Source organism: Pseudomonas sp. USTB-Z, from assembly GCF_019691255.1.
GTDB lineage: Bacteria > Pseudomonadota > Gammaproteobacteria > Pseudomonadales > Pseudomonadaceae > Aquipseudomonas > Aquipseudomonas alloputida.
The window spans coordinates 141,761-163,018 of sequence record NZ_JAECZP010000012.1; the positions used below are offsets into that span (position 1 = coordinate 141,761).

General features: G+C 61.1%; 22 protein-coding genes and 1 other RNA gene. 17 read left to right on the top strand and 6 right to left on the bottom strand.

Annotation, left to right across the window (positions count from 1 at the left end; genetic code table 11):
- Positions 1 to 99 precede the first annotated feature (99 nt).
- A complete protein-coding gene (zapE, locus tag I8746_RS15850) occupies positions 100 to 1,194 on the top strand; it encodes a cell division protein ZapE (RefSeq protein WP_003251813.1) in 1,095 nt (364 codons plus the stop codon).
- Between the two features lie 106 nt (positions 1,195 to 1,300).
- Here zapE and I8746_RS15855 read toward each other — a convergent pair whose 3' ends face one another.
- Together I8746_RS15855 and I8746_RS15860 are read right to left on the bottom strand one after the other, a co-directional pair.
- Positions 1,301 to 2,221 (bottom strand): GlxA family transcriptional regulator, encoded by a 921-nt coding sequence (locus I8746_RS15855; protein ID WP_173881439.1) that lies wholly within the window; start codon positions 2,219 to 2,221, stop codon positions 1,301 to 1,303.
- Between the two features lie 190 nt (positions 2,222 to 2,411).
- A complete protein-coding gene (locus I8746_RS15860; protein WP_003251817.1) occupies positions 2,412 to 3,452 on the bottom strand; it encodes an NADP(H)-dependent aldo-keto reductase in 1,041 nt (346 codons plus the stop codon).
- Positions 3,453 to 3,710: 258 nt separating this feature from the next.
- On the opposite strand from I8746_RS15860, the gene rplM reads away from it, so the two are divergent.
- From rplM to I8746_RS15895, 7 genes are all read left to right on the top strand, one after another.
- On the top strand, positions 3,711 to 4,139 hold the full coding sequence (gene rplM / locus I8746_RS15865; RefSeq protein ID WP_003251819.1) for a 50S ribosomal protein L13: 429 nt from the start codon (positions 3,711 to 3,713) through the stop codon (positions 4,137 to 4,139).
- Positions 4,140 to 4,153: 14 nt separating this feature from the next.
- Positions 4,154 to 4,546 carry a 30S ribosomal protein S9 gene (rpsI, locus tag I8746_RS15870; protein ID WP_003251821.1) on the top strand — a complete coding sequence of 131 codons (393 nt, stop codon included), beginning with the start codon at positions 4,154 to 4,156 and terminating at the stop codon, positions 4,544 to 4,546.
- Between the two features lie 262 nt (positions 4,547 to 4,808).
- Positions 4,809 to 5,402 (top strand): ubiquinol-cytochrome c reductase iron-sulfur subunit, encoded by a 594-nt coding sequence (petA, locus tag I8746_RS15875; protein ID WP_003251823.1) that lies wholly within the window; start codon positions 4,809 to 4,811, stop codon positions 5,400 to 5,402.
- A complete protein-coding gene (locus tag I8746_RS15880; protein ID WP_003251825.1) occupies positions 5,402 to 6,613 on the top strand; it encodes a cytochrome bc complex cytochrome b subunit in 1,212 nt (403 codons plus the stop codon). Before petA ends, I8746_RS15880 begins: the two co-directional genes overlap by 1 nt.
- Positions 6,613 to 7,392 carry a cytochrome c1 gene (locus I8746_RS15885; RefSeq protein WP_003251826.1) on the top strand — a complete coding sequence of 260 codons (780 nt, stop codon included), beginning with the start codon at positions 6,613 to 6,615 and terminating at the stop codon, positions 7,390 to 7,392. Before I8746_RS15880 ends, I8746_RS15885 begins: the two co-directional genes overlap by 1 nt.
- A 116-nt stretch (positions 7,393 to 7,508) precedes the next feature.
- Entirely contained in the window at positions 7,509 to 8,132 is a 624-nt protein-coding gene (locus I8746_RS15890; RefSeq protein ID WP_003251828.1) for a glutathione S-transferase N-terminal domain-containing protein, read from the top strand.
- Between the two features lie 10 nt (positions 8,133 to 8,142).
- The gene (locus tag I8746_RS15895; protein WP_003251830.1) at positions 8,143 to 8,574 is read left to right on the top strand and encodes a ClpXP protease specificity-enhancing factor; all 432 of its coding nucleotides are present in this window, start codon (positions 8,143 to 8,145) and stop codon (positions 8,572 to 8,574) included.
- A gap of 59 nt (positions 8,575 to 8,633) precedes the next feature.
- Here the strand turns inward: I8746_RS15895 and I8746_RS15900 are convergent, their stop codons facing one another.
- The 4 genes from I8746_RS15900 to I8746_RS15915 form a co-directional block, all read right to left on the bottom strand.
- Complete coding sequence (locus I8746_RS15900) at positions 8,634 to 9,212, bottom strand: BON domain-containing protein (RefSeq protein WP_003251832.1); 579 nt, start codon at positions 9,210 to 9,212, stop codon at positions 8,634 to 8,636.
- On the bottom strand, positions 9,209 to 9,802 hold the full coding sequence (locus I8746_RS15905; RefSeq protein ID WP_012053657.1) for a phosphoheptose isomerase: 594 nt from the start codon (positions 9,800 to 9,802) through the stop codon (positions 9,209 to 9,211). The genes I8746_RS15900 and I8746_RS15905 overlap by 4 nt, the downstream gene beginning before the upstream one ends.
- 86 nt (positions 9,803 to 9,888) lie before the next feature.
- Positions 9,889 to 10,260 (bottom strand): YraN family protein, encoded by a 372-nt coding sequence (locus I8746_RS15910; RefSeq protein WP_003251836.1) that lies wholly within the window; start codon positions 10,258 to 10,260, stop codon positions 9,889 to 9,891.
- The gene (locus I8746_RS15915) at positions 10,260 to 12,077 is read right to left on the bottom strand and encodes a penicillin-binding protein activator (protein ID WP_221100822.1); all 1,818 of its coding nucleotides are present in this window, start codon (positions 12,075 to 12,077) and stop codon (positions 10,260 to 10,262) included. The genes I8746_RS15910 and I8746_RS15915 overlap by 1 nt, the downstream gene beginning before the upstream one ends.
- Before the next feature lie 186 nt (positions 12,078 to 12,263).
- Between I8746_RS15915 and rsmI the strand changes: the two genes are divergently transcribed.
- The 9 genes from rsmI (at position 12,264) to mraY (ending at position 21,254) form a co-directional block, all read left to right on the top strand.
- Positions 12,264 to 13,139 carry a 16S rRNA (cytidine(1402)-2'-O)-methyltransferase gene (gene rsmI / locus I8746_RS15920; RefSeq protein ID WP_003251840.1) on the top strand — a complete coding sequence of 292 codons (876 nt, stop codon included), beginning with the start codon at positions 12,264 to 12,266 and terminating at the stop codon, positions 13,137 to 13,139.
- Positions 13,140 to 13,206: 67 nt separating this feature from the next.
- An RNA gene (gene rnpB / locus I8746_RS15925) (RNase P RNA component class A) lies at positions 13,207 to 13,582 on the top strand.
- Positions 13,583 to 13,890: 308 nt separating this feature from the next.
- Positions 13,891 to 14,346: a division/cell wall cluster transcriptional repressor MraZ gene (gene mraZ, locus I8746_RS15930; protein ID WP_004575120.1), complete on the top strand. Its 456-nt coding sequence runs from the start codon at positions 13,891 to 13,893 to the stop codon at positions 14,344 to 14,346.
- Complete coding sequence (rsmH, locus tag I8746_RS15935) at positions 14,343 to 15,290, top strand: 16S rRNA (cytosine(1402)-N(4))-methyltransferase RsmH (RefSeq protein WP_003251843.1); 948 nt, start codon at positions 14,343 to 14,345, stop codon at positions 15,288 to 15,290. The genes mraZ and rsmH overlap by 4 nt, the downstream gene beginning before the upstream one ends.
- The gene (gene ftsL / locus I8746_RS15940) at positions 15,287 to 15,580 is read left to right on the top strand and encodes a cell division protein FtsL (protein WP_003251845.1); all 294 of its coding nucleotides are present in this window, start codon (positions 15,287 to 15,289) and stop codon (positions 15,578 to 15,580) included. Before rsmH ends, ftsL begins: the two co-directional genes overlap by 4 nt.
- Positions 15,580 to 17,325 carry a penicillin-binding protein 2 gene (locus I8746_RS15945; protein WP_161775025.1) on the top strand — a complete coding sequence of 582 codons (1,746 nt, stop codon included), beginning with the start codon at positions 15,580 to 15,582 and terminating at the stop codon, positions 17,323 to 17,325. The genes ftsL and I8746_RS15945 overlap by 1 nt, the downstream gene beginning before the upstream one ends.
- Positions 17,322 to 18,812: a UDP-N-acetylmuramoyl-L-alanyl-D-glutamate--2,6-diaminopimelate ligase gene (locus tag I8746_RS15950; protein WP_221100823.1), complete on the top strand. Its 1,491-nt coding sequence runs from the start codon at positions 17,322 to 17,324 to the stop codon at positions 18,810 to 18,812. Before I8746_RS15945 ends, I8746_RS15950 begins: the two co-directional genes overlap by 4 nt.
- A complete protein-coding gene (gene murF, locus I8746_RS15955) occupies positions 18,805 to 20,172 on the top strand; it encodes a UDP-N-acetylmuramoyl-tripeptide--D-alanyl-D-alanine ligase (protein ID WP_088513328.1) in 1,368 nt (455 codons plus the stop codon). Before I8746_RS15950 ends, murF begins: the two co-directional genes overlap by 8 nt.
- Positions 20,172 to 21,254 (top strand): phospho-N-acetylmuramoyl-pentapeptide-transferase, encoded by a 1,083-nt coding sequence (mraY, locus tag I8746_RS15960; protein WP_003251852.1) that lies wholly within the window; start codon positions 20,172 to 20,174, stop codon positions 21,252 to 21,254. Before murF ends, mraY begins: the two co-directional genes overlap by 1 nt.
- Positions 21,255 to 21,258: the final 4 nt, after the last annotated feature.

Sequence of the window (21,258 nt, forward strand, 5' to 3'; positions counted from 1 at the left end):
CCGGTGTTCGCGGGCACGCCCGCTCCCACAGACTGATTGCCATTAAGCGGGCCTGTCGCTACAGTGACGGCCCGTTTTTTGTTGCCTCGCTAACGAATCATGACTCCCTTAGAACGCTATCAAGCAGATCTGAAACGTCCCGACTTCTTCCATGACGCGGCGCAGGAAACTGCGGTGCGTCACCTCCAGCGCCTGTACGACGACCTGGTGCACGCGCAGAACAACAAGCCGGGCGTGTTCGGCAAGCTGTTCGGCAAGAAGGAGCAGACCCCGGTCAAGGGCCTGTACTTCTGGGGTGGGGTGGGGCGAGGCAAGACCTACCTGGTTGATACCTTCTACGAAGCGCTGCCGTTCAAGCAGAAGATGCGTACGCACTTCCACCGCTTCATGAAGCGTGTGCACGAGGAGATGAAAACCCTCAAGGGCGAGAAGAACCCGCTGACCCTCATTGCCAAGCGCTTCAGCGAAGAAGCCAAGGTGATCTGCTTCGACGAATTCTTCGTGTCGGACATTACCGACGCCATGATCCTCGGCACCTTGATGGAAGAGCTGTTCAAGAATGGCGTGTCGCTGGTGGCCACCTCCAACATCGTGCCGGACGGCCTCTACAAGGACGGCCTGCAGCGTGCACGCTTCCTGCCGGCTATCGCCATGATCAAGCAGTACACCGACGTGGTGAACGTCGATAGCGGGGTCGACTACCGTCTGCGTCACCTGGAGCAGGCTGAACTGTTCCACTTCCCACTCGATGACGCGGCGCACCAGAGCATGCGCGCCAGCTTCAAGGCGCTCACCCCTGAGTGCACCCAGGCGATCGAAAACGACGTGCTGATGATCGAGAACCGCCCGATCAATGCCCTGCGTACCTGCGACGACGTCGCCTGGTTTGACTTCCGCGCCCTGTGCGACGGGCCGCGCAGCCAGAACGACTACATTGAGCTGGGCAAGATCTTCCACGCCGTATTGCTGAGCAACGTGGAGCAGATGGGCGTCACCACCGACGACATCGCCCGTCGTTTCATCAACATGGTGGACGAGTTCTACGATCGCAACGTCAAGCTGATCATCTCGGCCGAGGTGGAGTTGAAGGACCTGTATACCGGTGGGCGTCTGAGCTTCGAGTTCCAGCGTACCCTGAGCCGGTTGCTGGAGATGCAATCGCACGAATTCCTGGCGCGCGCACACAAGCCCTGACGGCAGCGGCAAGCGTCAGGCGACAAGGAAAGTTCAGGGCAATGCGCGATCCGCTCTGGTTTTTCCTTGTCGCTTCAAGCTCGAAACCTGCCGCTCTGGAAGCCTTTCAGGCTTCCTGCATGAACTGCTGCCGATACTGGTTCGGCGACAACTCGGTGTGTTGGCGGAACAGCCGCGCAAAGAAACTGGCATCGTCATACCCCACCTCGTAACTGATGGTCTTGATGCTCTTGCGCGTACTCGACAACAACCCCTTGGCTGTCTCGATGCGTAACCGTTGCAGGTAATGCAGCGGCTTGTCACCCGTTGCGCCCTGGAAGCGACGCATGAAGTTGCGGATGCTCATGCCGTGGTTGCGGGCCACATCCTCGAAGCGGAACTTGTCGGCGAAGTGTTCCTCCAGCCAGTGCTGGATCTGCAGGATGATCAGGTCCTGGTGCAGCTTCTGTCCGCCAAAGCCCATGCGCCCCGGGGTGTAGTTGCGTTGCACTTCGTAGAGGATATCGCGGGACACTGCACGGGCCACGTTGGCACCGCAGAAGCGTTCGATCAGGTAGATGTACAGGTCGCAGGCCGAGGTTGCACCGCCGGCGCAATAGATATTGTCGGCATCGGTCAGGTGCTTGTCCTGGTTCAGGCGAATCTTCGGGAAGCGTTCGGCAAAGCTGTTGAAGAAGCGCCAGTAGGTGGTCGCTTCCTTGCCATCGAGCAGGCCGGATTCGGCCAGCCAGAACACACCACTGGCCTCGGCGCACAGCACCGCGCCACGCGCGTGCTGTTCACGCAGCCACGGCAGCACCTGTGGGTAACGCTGCAGCAAGTTGTCGAAATCATCCCAGTAGGCCGGGAGGATGATCACATCGGCGTCGTCCAGGCCGCCGTCAACCGGTAACTGCACATTGCTGAAGCTGTCCACGGGCTGGCTGTCGGGGCTCACCAGGCGGATGTCGAACATGGGCTGCAAGCCCAGGCCCAGCTGCTTGCTATAGCGCAGGCTGGCGAGGTGGAAGAAGTCCTTGGCCTGCATCAAGGTCGAAGCGAACACCTTGTCAATGGCCAGGATGCTGACGCGCCGCAGCGACGCTGAGGGTTGGGTAAACATCATTGTCATTGTTCTTATAGGGTAGAGTGGTCAATCACCGGCTGGATCGTCTTATTTTTTGGCGATTGTGTCTACCCCATGTAACAGCGGCGCGAAGCGGGGCGCAGTGTTTGGCTCAAGGCGCAGGGTTGGGCTGCTCCTGATGAATGGCTTCGATCGCTGTCAGCAGATCGGCGCTCAGGTTCAGTTCAAGGCTGGCCAGGTTGCTGTCCAGCTGCTGCAGGCTGGTGGCACCTATGATGTTGCTGGTCACGAACGGCTGTCGGGTGACGAACGCCAGGGCCATTTGCGCCGGGTCCAGGCCGTGCTCGCGGGCCAGCTGCACGTAGCGGCTGCAGGCCGCCACGGTCTGTGGGTTGGAGTAACGGGCAAAGCGGCTGAACAGGGTCAGGCGTGCATTGTCCGGCCGTGCGCCGTTCTCGTACTTGCCCGAGAGCATGCCGAAGGCAAGCGGCGAATAGGCCAGCAGGCCACACTGCTCGCGTATGGCCACTTCTGCCAGGCCCACCTCGAAGCTGCGGTTGAGCAGGTTGTACGGGTTCTGGATCGATACCGCCCGCGGCCAGCCACGGCTCTCGGCCAGTTGCAGGAACTTCATGGTGCCCCACGGCGTTTCGTTGGACAGGCCGATGTGGCGGATCTTGCCCGCACGCACCTGCTCGTCGAGCACTTCGAGGGTTTCTTCCAGTGGGGTGAAGTGATCCTGCGGCAGGTGCTGGTAGCCCAGCTTGCCGAAGAAGTTGGTGCTGCGCTCTGGCCAGTGCAACTGGTACAGGTCGATGCGGTCGGTCTGCAGGCGCTTGAGGCTTTCGTCCAGCGCCGCGACGATGTGCTGACGGTTGTGCTTGAGCTGCCCGTCACGGATATGGCTGATGCCGTTGCCCGGGCCTGCAACCTTGCTGGCCAGGATCCACGCGTCGCGGTCGCCATGGTCACGGAACCAGTTGCCGATGATGCGCTCGGTGGCCGCGTAGGTCTCCGGGCGGGGAGGGACCGGGTACATCTCGGCGGTGTCGATGAAGTTGACCCCGGCGGCCTTGGCCCGGGCAATCTGTTCGTAGGCCTCGGCCTGGATGTTCTGCTCGCCCCAGGTCATGGTGCCCAGGCACAGGGCGCTGACGTTGAGGTCGGTACGGCCGAGCTGGCGGTATTCCATCGGTTAGTCACTCCTTGGCAATAGAAGCCAATCAAAGCAGGTTGAAATTTTTCGCGCAATCTGGATAATTCAGCCCCTCTCCGCGTGGCGGAAGTGATGCACCATCACGCAGGAAGAACCCCGTCGAACATTGGCGTGCCCGACCCGAGCCCCCAAAAGCGTCTGTGTTCGGCTGCGCGCTTGCCCTTGGCAAGCTGTGCACTATCCAGTAAGATTCGCCGTCTATTTTTCGCTGGGCGGCCTCTGAGGCTTTAGAGAATGAAAACTTTTACTGCTAAACCGGAAACAGTAAAGCGCGAGTGGTTCGTAGTCGACGCCGCTGGCCAGACCCTGGGTCGTCTGGCTACCGAAATCGCTACCCGTCTGCGTGGCAAACACAAACCAGAATACACCCCTCACGTTGACACCGGCGACTACATCGTCGTTATCAACGCCGAGCAGGTTCGTGTGACTGGTGCCAAGTCTTCCGACAAAATGTACTACTCCCACTCCGGTTTCCCAGGCGGTATCAAGGAAATCAACTTCGAGAAGTTGATCGCCAAGGCCCCTGAGCGTGTTATCGAAACTGCGGTCAAAGGCATGCTGCCTAAGAACCCGCTGGGTCGCGACATGTACCGCAAGCTGAAAGTGTACGCGGGTGCTGCTCACCCACACACTGCTCAGCAGCCTCAAGAACTGAAGATCTAACGGGATAGTTCATTATGTCGGCGACTCAAAATTACGGCACTGGCCGTCGCAAGACCGCAACCGCTCGCGTATTCCTGCGTCCGGGTACTGGTAACATTTCCATCAACAACCGTTCTCTGGACGTGTTCTTCGGTCGCGAAACCGCTCGCATGGTTGTTCGCCAGCCGCTCGAGCTGACTGAATCCGTTGAGAAATTCGACATCTACGTCACCGTTTCCGGTGGTGGTGTCAGCGGTCAGGCCGGTGCGATCCGTCACGGTATCACCCGCGCTCTGATGGAATACGACGAAACCCTGCGTGGCGCTCTGCGTCGTGCTGGCTACGTCACCCGCGACGCTCGTGAAGTTGAGCGTAAGAAAGTGGGTCTGCGTAAAGCGCGTAAGCGTCCTCAGTACTCCAAGCGTTAATACCGCTTCGGCAGTCGAAAAAAGCCCGGTTCCTTGGAACCGGGCTTTTTTTTTAGCCTTGAACTAACCTGTCAGCAGTCAGTGGCCGCTTGTCGCATAGACGTAGATCAAGCAAAGCGTGGGTTGTCGCCCTTGCCGGGGTAATCACCTTGTCAGTGTGTGGATTTGTTTCTTACCATGGCGGCCAATTTTTAGTGCCATTGACACAACCTAAGTACAGGCCAGGTCCAACTGGCCAAGCAAGCTGATGGGAGAGGACTGAATGAGCAATGACGGCGTCAACGCAGGCCGGCGCCGCTTCCTCGTAGCCGCGACATCCGTGGTCGGGGCGGCGGGGGCAGTGGGGGCTGCGGTACCGTTCGTGGGGTCATGGTTTCCCAGTGCCAAGGCGAAAGCCGCGGGTGCACCGGTGAAGGTCAACATCGCCAAGGTCGAGGCGGGGCAGCAGATGGTGGCCGAGTGGCGTGGCCAGCCCGTATTCATCGTGCGGCGAACGGAGGAAATCCTTGGCAATCTGAAAAAAATCACGGGTGACCTGTCCGACCCCGAGTCCAAGGCCTCGGTACAGCCAGCGTACGTCGACCCTGAGGTTCGCTCGATCAAGCCGGAAATTCTTATTCTCGTCGGCCTGTGCACGCACCTGGGCTGCTCGCCCACCTTCCGACCAGAGGTGGCGCCCGCCGACCTTGGGCCGAAGTGGGTAGGTGGTTACTTCTGCCCATGCCACGGCTCTCACTATGACCTGGCTGGCCGTGTCTACAAGTCCCAGCCAGCGCCTCTCAACCTGCCCGTGCCACCGCACTCTTATGAGTCGGACGAGATCATCGTCATTGGCGTCGACCAGGAGAACGCATGATGAGCAAGTTCATGGACTGGATTGATGCTCGCTTCCCCGCCACCAAGATGTGGGAAGACCACCTCAGCAAGTATTACGCACCCAAGAACTTCAACTTCCTGTACTTCTTCGGCTCCCTGGCATTGCTGGTGCTGGTCAACCAGATCGTGACCGGCGTGTGGCTGACCATGAGCTTCACGCCCTCGGCGGAAGAGGCGTTCGCCTCGGTCGAGTACATCATGCGTGACGTGGAATACGGCTGGATCCTGCGCTACCTGCACTCCACGGGGGCGTCAGCGTTCTTCATCGTGGTCTACCTGCATATGTTCCGTGGCTTGCTTTATGGCTCCTATCAAAAGCCACGCGAACTGGTCTGGCTGTTCGGCATGCTGATCTATCTGGCGCTGATGGCTGAAGCGTTCATGGGCTACCTGCTGCCATGGGGGCAGATGTCGTACTGGGGCGCCCAGGTGATCATCTCGCTGTTCGGTGCCATCCCGGTGATCGGTGATGACCTTACCCAGTGGATCCGTGGTGACTACCTGATCTCGGGCATCACCCTGAACCGCTTCTTCGCCCTGCATGTGGTTGCCCTGCCAATCGTGATTCTTGGCCTGGTGGTATTGCACATCCTCGCCCTGCACGAAGTGGGTTCGAACAACCCTGATGGCGTCGACATCAAGAAGAAAAAGGACGAAAACGGTATTCCGCTGGATGGTATTCCGTTCCACCCTTACTACACCGTCAAAGACATTGTCGGCGTGGTGGTGTTCCTGTTCGTGTTCTGCGCCGTGGTGTTCTTCTTCCCTGAAATGGGCGGTTACTTCCTGGAGAAACCTAACTTCGAGCAGGCCAACGCCTTCAAGACCCCAGAGCACATCGCGCCGGTGTGGTACTTCACACCGTTCTACGCAATCCTGCGTGCGGTGCCTGACAAACTGATGGGCGTCATTGCCATGGGGGCGGCCATCGCCGTGCTGTTCGTACTGCCCTGGCTCGACCGCAGCCCGGTGCGTTCCATGCGTTACAAGGGCTGGATCAGCAAGGTCTTCCTGCTGGTGTTCTGCGTGGCCTTCGTCATCCTCGGCGTGCTGGGCGTACTGGCACCGACACCTGGGCGTACTTTGCTGTCGCAGGTATGCACGGTGCTGTACTTCGCCTACTTCCTGCTGATGCCGTTCTACACAAGGCTTGAGAAGACCAAACCGGTTCCGGAAAGGGTGACTGGCTGATGAAAAAGTTGATTGCAGTATTTTTGCTGGCAGTGATGCCTGCCTTTTCCTTCGCTGCCGAAACTGGCCTGGAGCTGGACAAGGTCGATATCGACCTGACTGACAAGGCCGCCATGCAGGACGGTGCGCGTACTTTCGCCAACTATTGCATGGGGTGTCACAGTGCCAAGTTCCAGCGTTACGAGCGGGTGGCTGATGACCTGGGTATCCCGCATGAATTGATGCTCGAGAAGCTGGTGTTCACGGGCGCCAAGATTGGTGACCACATGCAGATCGGCATGAAGCCCAGCGACGCCAAGACCTGGTTTGGTGCCGCGCCGCCCGACCTGACTTTGGTCGCCCGCGTGCGCGGTACCGATTGGCTTTACACCTACCTGCGCAGCTTCTATGAGGACCCATCGCGCCCTTACGGGGTGAACAACAAGGTGTTCCCGAACGTCGGCATGCCTAACGTGCTGGTGGGTCTGCAAGGTAACCAGGTGGTGGGTTGCAAGCAGGTGCAGACGGTGGTCGAGGGCAAGAAGCAATTCGACCCGTTGACCGGCAGCCCGTTGACCCATGAAGCTTGCGATCAGCTGACCATTACGCCGAATTCCGGTACCCTGACGACCGAGCAGTTCGACGAGAAGGTCAAGAACCTTGTGACCTTCCTGGCCTATTCGGCCAACCCAGTCAAACTGGAAAGCCAGCGCATCGGCACCTATGTGTTACTGTACCTGGCTTTCTTCTTCGTATTCGCCTACTTGCTCAAGCGTGAATACTGGAAGGACGTGCACTGATCACGCAGTAGTTTCTGGTTGTTGAACGCGCCCGGGGTGGCCTAGCAGTATTGCCAGGCCACCCCGGGCGCGTTTTCATTTAAAGTTGCACAAGCATCCGTGCGAGGAGCCGCTACATGGGCGCAACCAACAGGTTAGCCTGCTATTCCGATCCCGCTGATCACTATTCTCATCGAGTGCGCCTGGTTCTGGCCGAGAAGGGCGTCAGCGTGCAGTTGATCGATGTCGATCCCGCCCGCCTGCCGCCGAAGCTGGCCGAGGTCAATCCTTATGGCAGCGTGCCGACCTTGGTCGACCGTGACCTGGCGTTGTATGAATCGACCGTGGTGATGGAATACCTCGAGGAGCGTTACCCGCACCCGCCGCTGATGCCGGTATACCCGGTTGCGCGTGGCAACAGCCGTTTGCTGATGCACCGCATCCAGCGCGACTGGTGTGCCTTGGCCGATACCGTGCTTGACCCGCGTAGCAGTGAAGCTGCCCGAACCGAAGCGCGCAAGGCCTTGCGCGAAAGCCTGACCGGGGTCTCGCCGTTGTTTGGCGAGTTCGCCTGCTTCATGAGTGATGAGCAAAGCCTGGTCGATTGCTGTCTATTGCCCATACTCTGGCGTTTGCCGGTGTTGGGTATCGAATTGCCGCGGCAAGCCAAGCCGCTGCTGGATTACATGGAGCGCCAGTTCGCCCGCGAGCCTTTTCAGGCGAGCCTGTCCTCCGTAGAACGTGAAATGCGCAAGCTTTAAGGAGCCGTTGATGAACTCCAGTCGCCCCTATCTGGTTCGAGCACTGTACGAGTGGATCGTCGACAACGATTGCACGCCCCATATGCTGGTCAATGCCGAATTCCCGAAAGTTCAGGTGCCGGATGGTTTCGCCAGTGATGGCCAGATCGTCTTGAATATCTCGCCAAGTGCCGTGCGTAGCCTGCACATGGACAATGACGCAGTCAGCTTCGAGGGCCGCTTCAGTGGCGTGGCTCACTCGCTGTTCGTGCCGGTTGGTGCAATCCTGGGTATCTACGCCCGCGAAAATGGCCAGGGTATGGTCTTCGAGCTGGAGCCGTCTTCGATGGATGGCGACGAGCTGGAAGACGATGATGTGCAGCCGGATGACGATGGCCCGCCAGACGATGGAGGGCAGCCGCCGCGTCCGACTGGCCGGCCAAGCCTGAAAGTGGTCAAGTAACAAAAAAGGCGATCCAGATGGATCGCCTTTTTGTTTGGCCTGTCCAGGCAATCACTGAGTCAATCGATGTACTCGAACAGCTTGACGATCTTCTGCACGCCCGACACGCCCTGTACCACGGCAGTGGCCGAGTTGGCTTCTTGGCGGGTGACCAGACCCAGCAGATAGACGATGCCGTTTTCGGTAATCACCTTGATGCGCGAGCTGGGCACGGCGTTGTCAGTCAGCATCTGGGTCTTGATCTTGGTGGTCAGCCAGGCGTCGTTGTTGCGCGCCAGAATGGAAGAGGGCTGCATCACCTGCAGCTCATTGTGTACTTTCTTGACCCGTTGGACCTGGCTGGCCGTTTGCTCCGCGAGGCTCTTGAGGTCGGCGCGTGGGGTCTGCCCGGCCAGCAGGACGATACCGTTGTAGCTGCTGACAACGATGTGCGAGCCCTTGTCCAGGTCTGGATTGGCTTTGGAAATGTTCACGGCAGCCTTGGTCTCGATCAGCGAGTCGTCGATCTTGCTGCCGATGGTGCGCGTGCCGCGATCGTCCTCGATCGGCGAATTGCGGGTAGAGGTGAGTACCGAGCTGCAACCAGTGACGCTCAGGCACAGGGTCAGGGCCATCAGGCCGAGGCGCATAGGGGTCATTCTTCACTCCCGAACAGTTGGCTGTCGATCAGATCGCACAGGCAGTGGATCGCCAGCAGGTGGACTTCCTGGATACGCGCGGTAACTGTCGAAGGCACGCGGATTTCCACGTCCTCGGGCAGCAGCAGCGAAGCCATGCCGCCGCCATCGCGACCCGTCAATGCTACGACAATCATTTCACGGTCATGTGCGGCCTGGATTGCCTGGATTACGTTGGCCGAATTGCCGCTGGTGGAAATCGCCAGCAGAACGTCACCGGGCTGGCCCAGGGCGCGGATCTGCTTGGAAAAGACTTCGTTGTAGCTGTAGTCGTTGGCGATCGAGGTCAGGGTCGAGCTGTCGGTGGTCAGCGCGATGGCTGGCAGGCTGGGACGCTCGCGCTCGAAGCGGTTGAGCAGCTCCGATGAAAAGTGCTGGGCATCGCCGGCCGAGCCGCCGTTGCCGCAGGCGAGCATCTTGCCCTCGTTGAGCAACGCATTGACCATGACCAGGCTGGCCTGCTCGATGTGCGGTGCCAGGATGTCCATTGCCTGTTGCTTGGTTTCGATGCTGGCCTCGAACAGCCGGCGAATTCGGGATTGCATGTCCATCTGGTGACCTTAAATGGGGCGGTGGCCTTTGCTACGCGCAACAACGACCAGCCCGCGATACATAGAGCAAAAAAAACGAAGTGGGTTCAGCATTCGAAGGCGTTTTTCAGCCATTGAAGCGGTCTGCCTGCATGGTGGCTACCCTGCAGGGCGACTACGTCGAAGCGGCAGGGGTAGTTGCCCCAGTGGGCCTCCTTCTGCAGGAACAGGCTGGCGGCAAGCACCAACCGTTTCTGCTTGCGCCCGTCGATACTGTCGAGGGCGCCTCCGAAGCCCGCGTGCAACCGGTAGCGGACTTCGACGAATACTACTGTATCGGCGTCGAGCATGACCAGATCAAGCTCGCCGCCTTTGCATCGCCAGTTGCGCGCCAGCAACTGCAGCCCTTGCCCCTGAAGGTACTCAAGGGCTTGGGTTTCTGCCGCTTGCCCGGCACGGGTAGGCGATGCTGCGGCCATCAGCGCGCGGTGTCAGGCAGGCGCTTGACCTGGCCGCCGCTAAACTCGGCCCATGGCAGCTGGCGCTCGACGCGCTGGTTGGCATTGATGCTCAGGCTGCCCGAAAGGCCCAGGATGCGGTTGTCTGGTAGCGCTTTCAGTTGGCCCAGGCGCGGCGCCAGGCTGTAGGCGTCGACGCCCATGGCATACAGGCGGCCGAGGCTGCCAGCGGCTTGCGGCCACTGCTGTACAACCTGTTGACGCAGGCTGTTGCTGGTGTCGAGCAGCCACGGTGTTTCGCAGAAGCGGATGCCGTTCATGTCATTGTACTGGTTGATGTCACCGCTGGCGCTGTACAGGTTCGAGGTGGCATAGACCGGCACATCACCGGCGTACTGGAAGTTCAGGGTCGGCTTGATCTGCTGCGCCTGTTGTGGGGTCGAGGCGAGGAAGATGAAGTCGATGTCCTGGCGGCGCGACGGTTGTGCAGCGATGCTGCCGCCCACCGTGCTTTGCAGGCTCTTGGCGCGGCCTTCGCTCTGGCGCAGCTGGAACAGGTCGGCAATCTGCTGGGCGAGGGCGACCGGTTGGGCGATGCGCTGGGCGGCGAGCAGGGTTCCGCCATTGCCTTCCCAGTCCTGGCGGAAGGCGGCCAGGACACGGTCACCCCATTCGCCGCTCGGCACCAGGGCTACGGCGCGGACCATGCCATCGGCGCGGGCGCGGCGGGCCACTTCACGGGCTTCGTCTTCGGCCGCCAGGCCGAACTGGAACAGTTGTGGCGGCGCCTTCTGGCCAGCGTCGGCGTAGTTCAGGGCCAGCGTGGTGATCGGCAGCTGTGGTTTGGCGGCCAGTTGTTTGACCAATGGTTTTTCAAGCGGGCCGATGACCAGTTGCACGCCGGCGGCTTGCGCCTGGCGATAGAAGTCGTCCAGCGAGCCGATACGCGAGCTGTCGAACACCTGCACCGCAGGCGCTGGCTGGCCGCTTTGCTGGGCCTGGAAGTGGGCGGCCATGAAGCCATCGCGCAGGGCGCGGGCTACGCCGGCCAGCGGGCCTTCCTGAGGCAGCAGCAGGGCGATCTTGGTCAGCGGCTGGCTGGCCAGTTCCTTGAGTTTGGTCAGGGCCAGCGGCAGTTGCTGGGCGGCAGGGTGGTCCGGGTGCTGTTTGACCCAGGCTTCGATGGCCGCTTGCTGCTGCTCCAGGGTGCCAGCGCTTTTCACGGCGAAGGCCAGGCTGGTCCAGCCAGCCAGGGTCTGATCGTTGGTTGGCTGCTGCAGTTGCTCTGCAGGCAGCGAGGCGACCAAGGCCCAGATGGCGTCATTGTTGGTGCTGGCGGCCTGGCCACCAAGCAGCGGGGCCAGGAGAGTGCGCTGCTGTGCGGCAGCCAGGGCCTGGCCGTCGGCTTCGAGCGCGGCGGCGTGCACGCTGTAGGTGCGCACTTGCTGTTCTGTCGGCAGCTCGGCAAGGCGCTGCAGGCTCGGGTGGGCCAGGGCGGTCAGCGCTGCTTTGGGCTGGTTGCGGCTCATGGCCAGTTCCGCCGCGAGGGTGCTGGCGAACACTTGCTGGGCCGGCTTGAGCGTGTCCAGCGGGACCTGCTCGAGAATGCGTGCGGCGCGTGGGAAGTCCTTCTGCTTGTAGGCCAGGTCGGCCGCGCTCAGGCGCAGCAGGGCGGCGTCTTCTGCAGACTTGCTGGAAGCGGCCTTTTCGAGCAGTTGCTCGATGCTGGCATCCGGGGTGCGTGGCAGTTCGCCCAGGCTGGATGAGGGCGAGCTGGCGCAGGCTGCCAGCAGGGCGGCGAGGCAGAGGGCTGTGAGCAGCCGCAGGCAAGCGATCATGTAAAGGTCCTGTTACTCGATCAAGTTGGCCGGCAATTGTACCCAAGCACTGGCCGGGGCGCGATGTTGCTGTGTCGATCCTTCACTATAGGTGGCGTGTTCCTGATCGCCGGCGAGTTTCTTTGCGCCCTGTTGCAGGCGCTCGGGCTACAATGGCGCCTTTGATCCGAATGACAGGTGTGCGCAGTGACTGATGTGGCAGGGGCTTCGAAATCCGCGGTGGGGACGCTGTATGTGGTGGCAACCCCCATCGGCAACCTCGACGACATGAGCGCCCGGGCGCTGAAGGTGCTGGCGGACGTGGCGCTGATCGCCGCCGAAGACACCCGTCATTCGATCCGTCTGCTGCAACACTTTGGCATTGATACGCCGTTGGCCGCTTGTCATGAGCACAACGAGCGTGACGAGGGCGGGCGTTTTCTCTCCAAGCTGCTGGCGGGTGAAAATGTGGCGCTCGTCTCTGATGCCGGCACGCCTCTGATTTCCGACCCGGGCTACCACTTGGTGCGTCAGGCGCGGGCCGCAGGGGTGAGCGTGGTGCCGGTGCCGGGCGCCTGTGCCTTGATCGCCGCGCTATCGGCGGCAGGCCTGCCATCGGACCGCTTCATCTTCGAAGGCTTCCTGCCGGCCAAGCAGGCAGGGCGCCGGGCGCGCCTGGAGCAGGTGAGGGAAGAACCGCGCACGTTGATCTTCTATGAAGCCCCGCATCGCATCCTGGAGTGTCTTGAAGACATGGAGGCGGTATTTGGTGGCGATCGTCCTGCGTTGCTGGCGCGCGAACTGACCAAGACCTTCGAGACCCTCAAGGGCTTGCCGCTGGCTGAGTTGCGTGCGTTCGTAGCCGGCGACAGCAATCAGCAGCGCGGTGAGTGCGTGGTGCTGGTCGGCGGTTGGAGTGCGCCGGAGGGCGAGCAGGCCATCAGTGCCGAAGCACAGCGCGTGCTCGACCTGCTGTTGGCTGAGTTGCCACTGAAGCGGGCGGCGGCGCTTGCAGCGGAAATTACCGGGGTGCGCAAGAACCTCTTGTATCAACTTGCCCTGGAAAAGCAGAAAGCCGAGTAGTGGCATTTTGATATAAATGTCGGTGGCGCTTGTTCTTGCGCGCGCGTGCCGGTAACCTTGGCGGCGGAGAGTCGATCGGACAGTCGCTGCCTGTTTTTGTTCCGCAACTTTTTGTTGTGTGAGCAGCAGGGGGAGGAAAGTCCGGGCTCCATAGGGCAGAGTGCCAGGTAACGCCTGGGAGGCGTGAGCCTACGGAAAGTGCCACAGAAAATAACCGCCTAAGCACTTCGGTGCCGGTAAGGGTGAAAAGGTGCGGTAAGAGCGCACCGCACGGCTGGCAACAGTTCGTGGCTAGGTAAACCCCACTCGGAGCAAGACCAAATAGGGTTCCATCAGGCGTGGCCCGCGTCGGAACCGGGTAGGTTGCTAGAGGCGTCCAGTGATGGCCGTCGTAGAGGAATGACTGTCCTCGACAAAACCCGGCTTACAGATCGACTCTCCACCTTTCTTTCCCTGCTTGAATCGATAGCAGATCCTCTCTGGTAATACCGAAAAAATCTTACTCTTAATAAATTACTTTAACTTCGAACTCCATTCGTTTGCGTGGGTTTGATTTTTCTCGTGTTTTTCTCTCGCTGGCAGTCCTTCCACATTCCGTTGTTGCGCTAAATCTCGGTCCTGTAAGGCTTTTCCTTATGAACGTGCCTTGACGGTGCTGCGGGCGGATTCCTATAGTGTGCGCAAGTGGCAGAAAGTGGGATGAAGTGGGTTTTCTGACACAAAAAAGCTAACATTGTGGGGAATCACAGCCGTGTTCCGCGGAGCCAACGCCGTCAGCCTCGATGCAAAGGGCCGTCTCGCCATGCCGAGCCGGTACCGTGACGAGCTCGACTCACGTTGCAATGGTCAACTGATCGTGACCATTGACGCCGTAGACCCCTGCTTGTGTGTTTATCCCCTCGATGAGTGGGAACAGATAGAAGCCAAGTTGCGTGCCTTGCCATCGTTGCGTGAGGAAAACCGCCGCCTGCAGCGTTTGCTGATCGGTAATGCGGTTGACCTGGAGCTCGATGGCAGCGGGCGTTTCCTGGTGCCGCCCCGCCTGCGTGAGTACGCCAAGCTCGACAAGAAGGCGATGCTGGTGGGGCAACTGAACAAATTCCAGCTGTGGGATGAAGATGCCTGGAACGCGGTTTCGGCAGCTGACCTTGCAGCTATTCAACAACCGGGCGCCATGCCCGACGAATTGCGTGACCTGATCCTGTGACCATAGATAGCGGCTTCAACCACATTACCGTCCTGCTCGACGAAGCTGTCGAGGCATTGGCCCTGCGCGCCGACGGTTGCTATCTGGACGGCACTTTCGGCCGTGGCGGACACAGCCGTCTGATTCTCAGCAAGCTCGGGCCGCAAGGGCGGCTCTTGGGCTTCGACAAAGATCCACAGGCGATTGCCACGGGGCAAGCGCTGGCGGCCGAAGACGGCCGCTTTGTCATTGTGCAGCGCAGTTTTGCCGAGCTGGGTGCGGAAGTCGCAGCGCGCGGCCTGCACGGCAAGGTCAGTGGTGTGTTGCTGGACCTGGGCGTGTCCTCGCCGCAGCTGGATGACCCAGAGCGTGGCTTCAGCTTCCTCAATGATGGCCCGCTGGACATGCGCATGAACCCGGACCAGGGCATCAGTGCCGCCGAGTTCATCGCCACTGCGCCCGTGGAAGAAATCGCCCGCGTCTTCAAGGAGTACGGCGAAGAACGCTTTGCCGGGCGCATGGCGCGTGCAGTGGTCGAGCGCCGTGAAAAACAGCCCTTCACCCGTACCGCCGACCTGGCGGAGGTGCTCAAAGTGGCCAACCCGGCATGGGAAAAGGGCAAGAACCCGGCTACCCGTGCCTTCCAGGGCCTTCGCATTCACGTCAACAACGAACTGGGCGACCTGGAGGCCGGCCTTGAGGCTGCGCTCGATGCGCTCGAAGTCGGTGGTCGCTTGGCGGTGATCAGTTTCCACTCGCTGGAAGATCGTATCGTCAAACTGTTCATGCGCAAGCTGGTGAAGGGTGAGGCTGACAATCTGCCGCGCAACCTGCCGGTTCAGCACAAGGTCTTCGAGCCGAAAATCAAGCTCATTGGCAAGGCTCAGTTCGCCTCCGAGGCTGAGCTCAAGGCCAACCCGCGGTCGCGTAGCGCCGTGATGCGCGTGGCGGAGAAGCTGCGGTGAGCAGGCTACTTGCCAAACCCTTGCCAGGCGGAAGCTTCCTGATGCTTCTGCTGTTTGTCGGCGTGCTGGTTTCGGCCATTGCCGTGTCCTACAGTGCGCACTGGAACCGTCAACTGCTCAACACCTTGTACGGTGAATTGAACGAGCGCGACAAGGCTCAGGCCGAATGGGGCCGGCTGATTCTTGAGCAGAGTACCTGGACTGCTGCCAGCCGCATCGAGAGCCTGGCCTCCGAGCAGTTGAAGATGCGCGTGCCATCAGCTGACGAAGTCCGGATGGTGGCGCCATGATGAAGCTCGAAGGCGCACTCTACCCGTGGCGCTTCCGCGTAGTGATCGGCTTGCTGGCGATCATGGTCGGCGCCATTTGCTGGCGCATCATCGACCTCCAGGTGGTTGACCGTGACTTCCTCAAGGGCCAGGGCGATGCACGCAGCCTGCGTCACATCCCCATCCCGGCGCACCGCGGCTTGATTACCGACCGCAACGGTGAGCCGTTGGCCGTGAGTACCCCGGTCACCACGTTGTGGGCCAACCCCAAAGAGATGCAGGCCTCTAAGGAGCGCTGGCCGCAATTGGCCGCTGCGCTGGGGCAAAACCCGCAGCAGTTGATCGAGCGCCTGACCCAGCAGGCCAACAAAGAGTTCATCTACCTGGTCCGGGGGCTGACCCCCGAGCAGGGCCAGCACGTGCTCGACCTCAAAGTGCCTGGTGTGTACGGCCTGGAAGAATTCCGCCGCTTCTATCCGGCCGGTGATGTGACTGCACACATGGTCGGCTTTACCGACCTCGACGACCACGGTCGTGAAGGGGTGGAGCTGGCCTATGACGAGTGGCTGGCCGGTGTGCCCGGCAAGCGCCAGGTGATCAAGGACCGGCGCGGCCGGCTGATCAAGGACATTCAGGTAACCAAGAACGCCAAGGCCGGGAAGACCTTGGCGTTGTCGATAGACCTGCGCCTGCAGTACCTGGCTACCCGCGAGCTGCGCAATGCCATTGCCGAACAGGACGCCAAGGCCGGCAGCCTGGTGATCATGGACGTCAAGACCGGTGAGGTCCTGGCCATGGTCAACCAGCCGACCTACAACCCCAACAACCGCCGTAGCATGTTCCCGGCGGCCATGCGTAACCGGGCGATCATCGACGTGTTCGAGCCAGGCTCCACGGTCAAGCCGATCTCCATGAGTGCGGCGTTGCAGAGCGGCCGCTGGAAGCCTACCGACAAGGTCGAGGTGTACCCTGGCAGCCTGCAGATCGGGCGCTACACCATCAAGGACGTGTCGCGCAGCGAGGGCCCGATTCTTGATTTGACCGGCATCCTGATCAACTCCAGTAACGTTGGCATGAGCAAGATCGCCTTCGACATCGGCGGCGAGGCCATCTATCGGGTCATGTCCCAGGTCGGCCTGGGCCAGTACACCGGCCTTGGCTTCCCGGGTGAGCGTGTCGGCAACCTGCCCAACCACCGTGAGTGGCGCAAGGCCGAGACCGCAACCCTGTCCTATGGCTACGGCGTATCGGTGACTGCCCTGCAGCTGGTGCATGCCTACGCGGCGCTGGCCAACGACGGCAAGATGGTGCCGCTGTCGATCATCAAGGTCGACAAGGCGCCGGAAGCCGTGCAGGCCATTCCGAAGGATGTCGCCGAAACCGTTCAAGGCATGCTGCAGCAGGTGATCGAAGCGCCGCGCGGCGTCTTCCGTGCCCAGGTGCCGTTCTATCACGTGGCCGGCAAGTCCGGCACCGCGCGTAAGGCCACCGTGGGTGCCAAGGGATACACCGAAAACGCCTACCGCTCGCTGTTCGCCGGCTTCGGGCCAATGAGCGACCCGCGCTACGCCATCGTTGTGGTCATCGACGAGCCGGGCAAGGGCGGCTACTTCGGTGGTCTGGTATCGGCGCCTGTATTCAGCAAGGTCATGTCCGGCACCCTGCGCCTGATGAACGTGCCGCCAGACAACCTGCCGCCACCTGCACCTGCACCCGCCGTGCAATCGCAAGTCAATGCAGCAGCCGCCAAGGGAGGGCGTGGATGATGACAATGCCATTAAGCAAACTTTTCGCCCACGCCAGCCGTGATCCATTGATTCGTGAGCTGACCCTGGACAGCCGTAATGTGCGCCCGGGTGACTTGTTCCTGGCGGTGCCGGGTGCCAAGGTCGATGGCCGCGAGCATATCGCCGATGCCCTGGCCCGTGGCGCTGCCGCCGTGGCCTACGAAGAGCAGGGCGCTAACGTGCTGCCGCTGACCGATGCGCCCCTGATTCCGGTCAAAGGCCTGATCGCTCAGCTGTCAGATATCGCCGGGCGCTTCTACGGTGAACCGAGCCGCCAGTTGAATCTGGTCGGCGTGACCGGCACCAACGGCAAGACAAGCGTGACCCAACTGGTAGCCCAGGCGCTCGACCTGCTTGGCCAGCGCTGCGGTCTGATTGGCACCCTGGGGACCGGTTTCTACGGCGAGTTGCAGAGCGGCCGCCTGACCACGCCCGACCCGATTGCCGTGCAATCGACCCTCAACGACCTCAAGAAAGGCGGCGCCAAGGCCGTGGCCATGGAAGTGTCTTCCCATGCCCTGGAGCAAGGCCGGGTTGCCGCACTGGAATTCGACATCGCGGTGATGACCAACCTGTCCCGCGACCACCTCGACTATCACGGCAGCATGGAAGCCTATGAGGCCGCCAAGGCCAAGCTGTTCGCCTGGACGAGCCTGCGTTGCCAGGTGGTCAACCTGGATGACGACTTTGGTCGTCGTCTGGCGGCCGACTTCGAGCGTCGCCCGAGTGTCGACCATATCGAAACCCGGCTGCTGAGCTACAGCCTGGAAAACCCGGAAGCCTCGCTGTTCTGCCGCGAAGCCGTATTCAGTGACGATGGCGTGCGCGCCACCCTCGTCACCGCCCAAGGTGAGCGTATCTTGCGCAGCCAACTGCTGGGTCGCTTCAACCTGAGCAACATGCTTGCCGCTGTGGCGACCCTGCTGGCGCTGGACTATGCGCTGGACGAGATCCTCAAGGTCACGCCGCAACTGCAGGGGCCGGTAGGCCGCATGCAGCGCCTGGGTGGCGGCGACAAGCCGCTGGTGGTGGTCGACTATGCACACACGCCGGATGCACTTGAAAAAGTACTCGAGGCCCTGCGCCCGCACGCTCATGGCAAGCTGTTGTGCCTGTTCGGCTGCGGCGGGGACCGTGATCGCGGCAAGCGCCCGCTGATGGCCGAAGTGGCCGAGCGCCTGGCCGACCGCGTACTGGTCACCGACGACAACCCGCGTACTGAAGATCCGTCGCGCATCTTCGATGACATTCGCCCCGGTTTCACCAGGCCTGACGACGTCGAGTTCGTCGCCGGGCGTGGCGAAGCCATTGCGCACCTGATTGCCACCGCCGCAGCCAACGATGTGATCGTGCTGGCCGGCAAGGGGCACGAGGATTACCAGGAGATCAATGGCGAGCGCCATGATTTCTCCGATTTGACCGAAGCCGAAAAGGCACTTGCAGCCTGGGAGGCTCCACATGCTTAAGCCGTTGTCACTCAGCCAGCTGACCACAGCACTGAAGGGTCAGCACATCGGTGGCGACGCCACGTTCACCGGCGTCAGCATCGATAGCCGCAGTGTCAGCGCCGGGCAACTGTTCGTCGCCCTGGCCGGCCCGCGTTTCGATGGTCATGACTACCTGGCGGATGTGAAAGCCAAAGGCGCAGTGGCTGCCCTGGTCGAGCGTGAAGTGGCCGGTGTCGACCTGCCGCAGTTGCTGGTCAAGGATTGCCGGGTAGCACTGGGTCAGCTCGGCGCCCTGAACCGCGCGGCTTTCGACAAACCTGTAGTGGCCATTACCGGTTCCAGCGGCAAGACCACGGTCAAGGAAATGCTCGCCAGCATCCTGCGTACCCGTGGCCTGGTGCACGCTACCCGCGGCAACTTGAACAATGACCTCGGTGCGCCGCTGACACTGCTGGAGATCGCACCGGAGCACAGCGCAGCAGTGATCGAGCTGGGCGCTTCGCGCATTGGCGAAATCCGCTACACCGTGGGCCTGACGCAACCGCAGGTGGTCATTATCAACAATGCCGGTACTGCCCACGTTGGTGAATTCGGCGGCCCGGAAAAGATCGTCGAAGCCAAGGGCGAGATTCTCGAGGGCCTGGGCGAAGGCGGTATTGCCATTCTCAACCTGGACGACAAAGCCTTTGATATCTGGAAGGCGCGTGCCGGTGCGCACAAGGTTGTCAGTTTCGCACGCAGCAACCCGAAGGCCGATTTCCACGCGTCAGACATTGGTCGCGATGCCCGTGGCTGCCCGTCCTTCACCCTGCATGGCGCCGGTGAAACGGTAGACGTGCAACTCAATGTGCTGGGTGAACACAACGTCAGCAATGCCTTGGCCGCCGCCGCCGCTGCACATGCCGTTGGTCTGAGCCTGAGCGGTATCGCCGCCGGCCTGGCTGCGGTGCAACCGGTTAAGGGGCGGACCGTGGCGCAGATCGCGCCGAACGGGGTACGGGTAATCGACGACAGTTACAACGCAAATCCCACCTCTATGTGCGCAGCCATTGATATACTCGCCGGCTTTTCCGGACGCACCGTTCTGGTGCTTGGGGATATCGGCGAATTGGGGCAATGGGCGGAAGAAGGCCACCGTCAGGTGGGTGACTACGCGCGTGGCAAGGTCGACGCCCTGTACGCAGTGGGTTCCAACATGACACATGCGGTCAAGGCGTTCGGCGCCAATGGCCGCCATTTCGCGACTCAAGCTGAGCTGATCGATGCAGTTAGCGCCGAGAATGCCAGTGACACCACTATCTTGATCAAGGGCTCGCGCAGCGCTGCGATGGAAAACGTCGTGGCGGCATTGTGCGGTGCCAGCGGGGAGAAACATTAATGCTGCTGCTGTTGGCCGAGTATCTGCAACAGTTCCACAAAGGCTTTGCGGTCTTTCAGTACCTGTCCCTGCGCGGGATTCTTGGCGTACTGACCGCATTGTCCCTGGCGCTGTGGCTGGGCCCCTGGATGATCCGTACCCTGCAAATTCGCCAAATCGGCCAGGCCGTGCGTAACGACGGCCCGCAATCGCACCTGTCCAAGTCCGGCACCCCGACCATGGGTGGTGCGCTGATCCTGTCGGCCATCGCCGTCAGCACCTTGCTGTGGGCCGACCTGAGCAACCGCTATGTTTGGGTTGTGCTGATCGTCACCCTGGCGTTCGGTGCCATTGGCTGGGTCGATGACTACCGCAAGGTGATCGAAAAGAACTCGCGTGGCCTTCCGAGCCGCTGGAAGTACTTCTGGCAGTCGGTGTTCGGCCTGGCGGCGGCGGTGTTCCTGTACAAAACGGCGCCAACCAGCGTCGAGACCACGCTGATCCTGCCGTTCATCAAGGATGTCACCATTCCGCTGGGCGTCGGCTTCGTCGTACTGACCTACTTCGTCATTGTCGGCTCGAGCAACGCGGTCAACCTCACCGATGGCCTTGACGGCCTGGCAATCATGCCGACGGTGATGGTCGGCGGCGCGCTGGGCATCTTCTGCTACCTGTCGGGTAACGTGAAGTTCGCCGAGTACCTGCTGATCCCCTACGTGCCGGGCTCGGGCGAGCTGATCGTGTTCTGCGGCGCGCTGATCGGTGCCGGCCTGGGCTTCCTGTGGTTCAACACATACCCGGCGCAAGTGTTCATGGGTGACGTCGGCGCGCTGGCGCTGGGCGCCGCGCTGGGCACCATCGCCGTCATCGTGCGCCAGGAAATCGTGCTGTTCATCATGGGCGGCATCTTCGTGGTGGAAACCCTGTCGGTGGTCATCCAGGTCGCTTCCTTCAAGCTGACCGGCAAGCGCGTGTTCCGCATGGCGCCGATCCACCACCACTTTGAACTCAAGGGCTGGCCAGAGCCCCGGGTGATCGTCCGATTCTGGATCATCACCGTGATCCTGGTACTGATTGGCCTTGCAACCCTGAAACTGAGGTAGATGA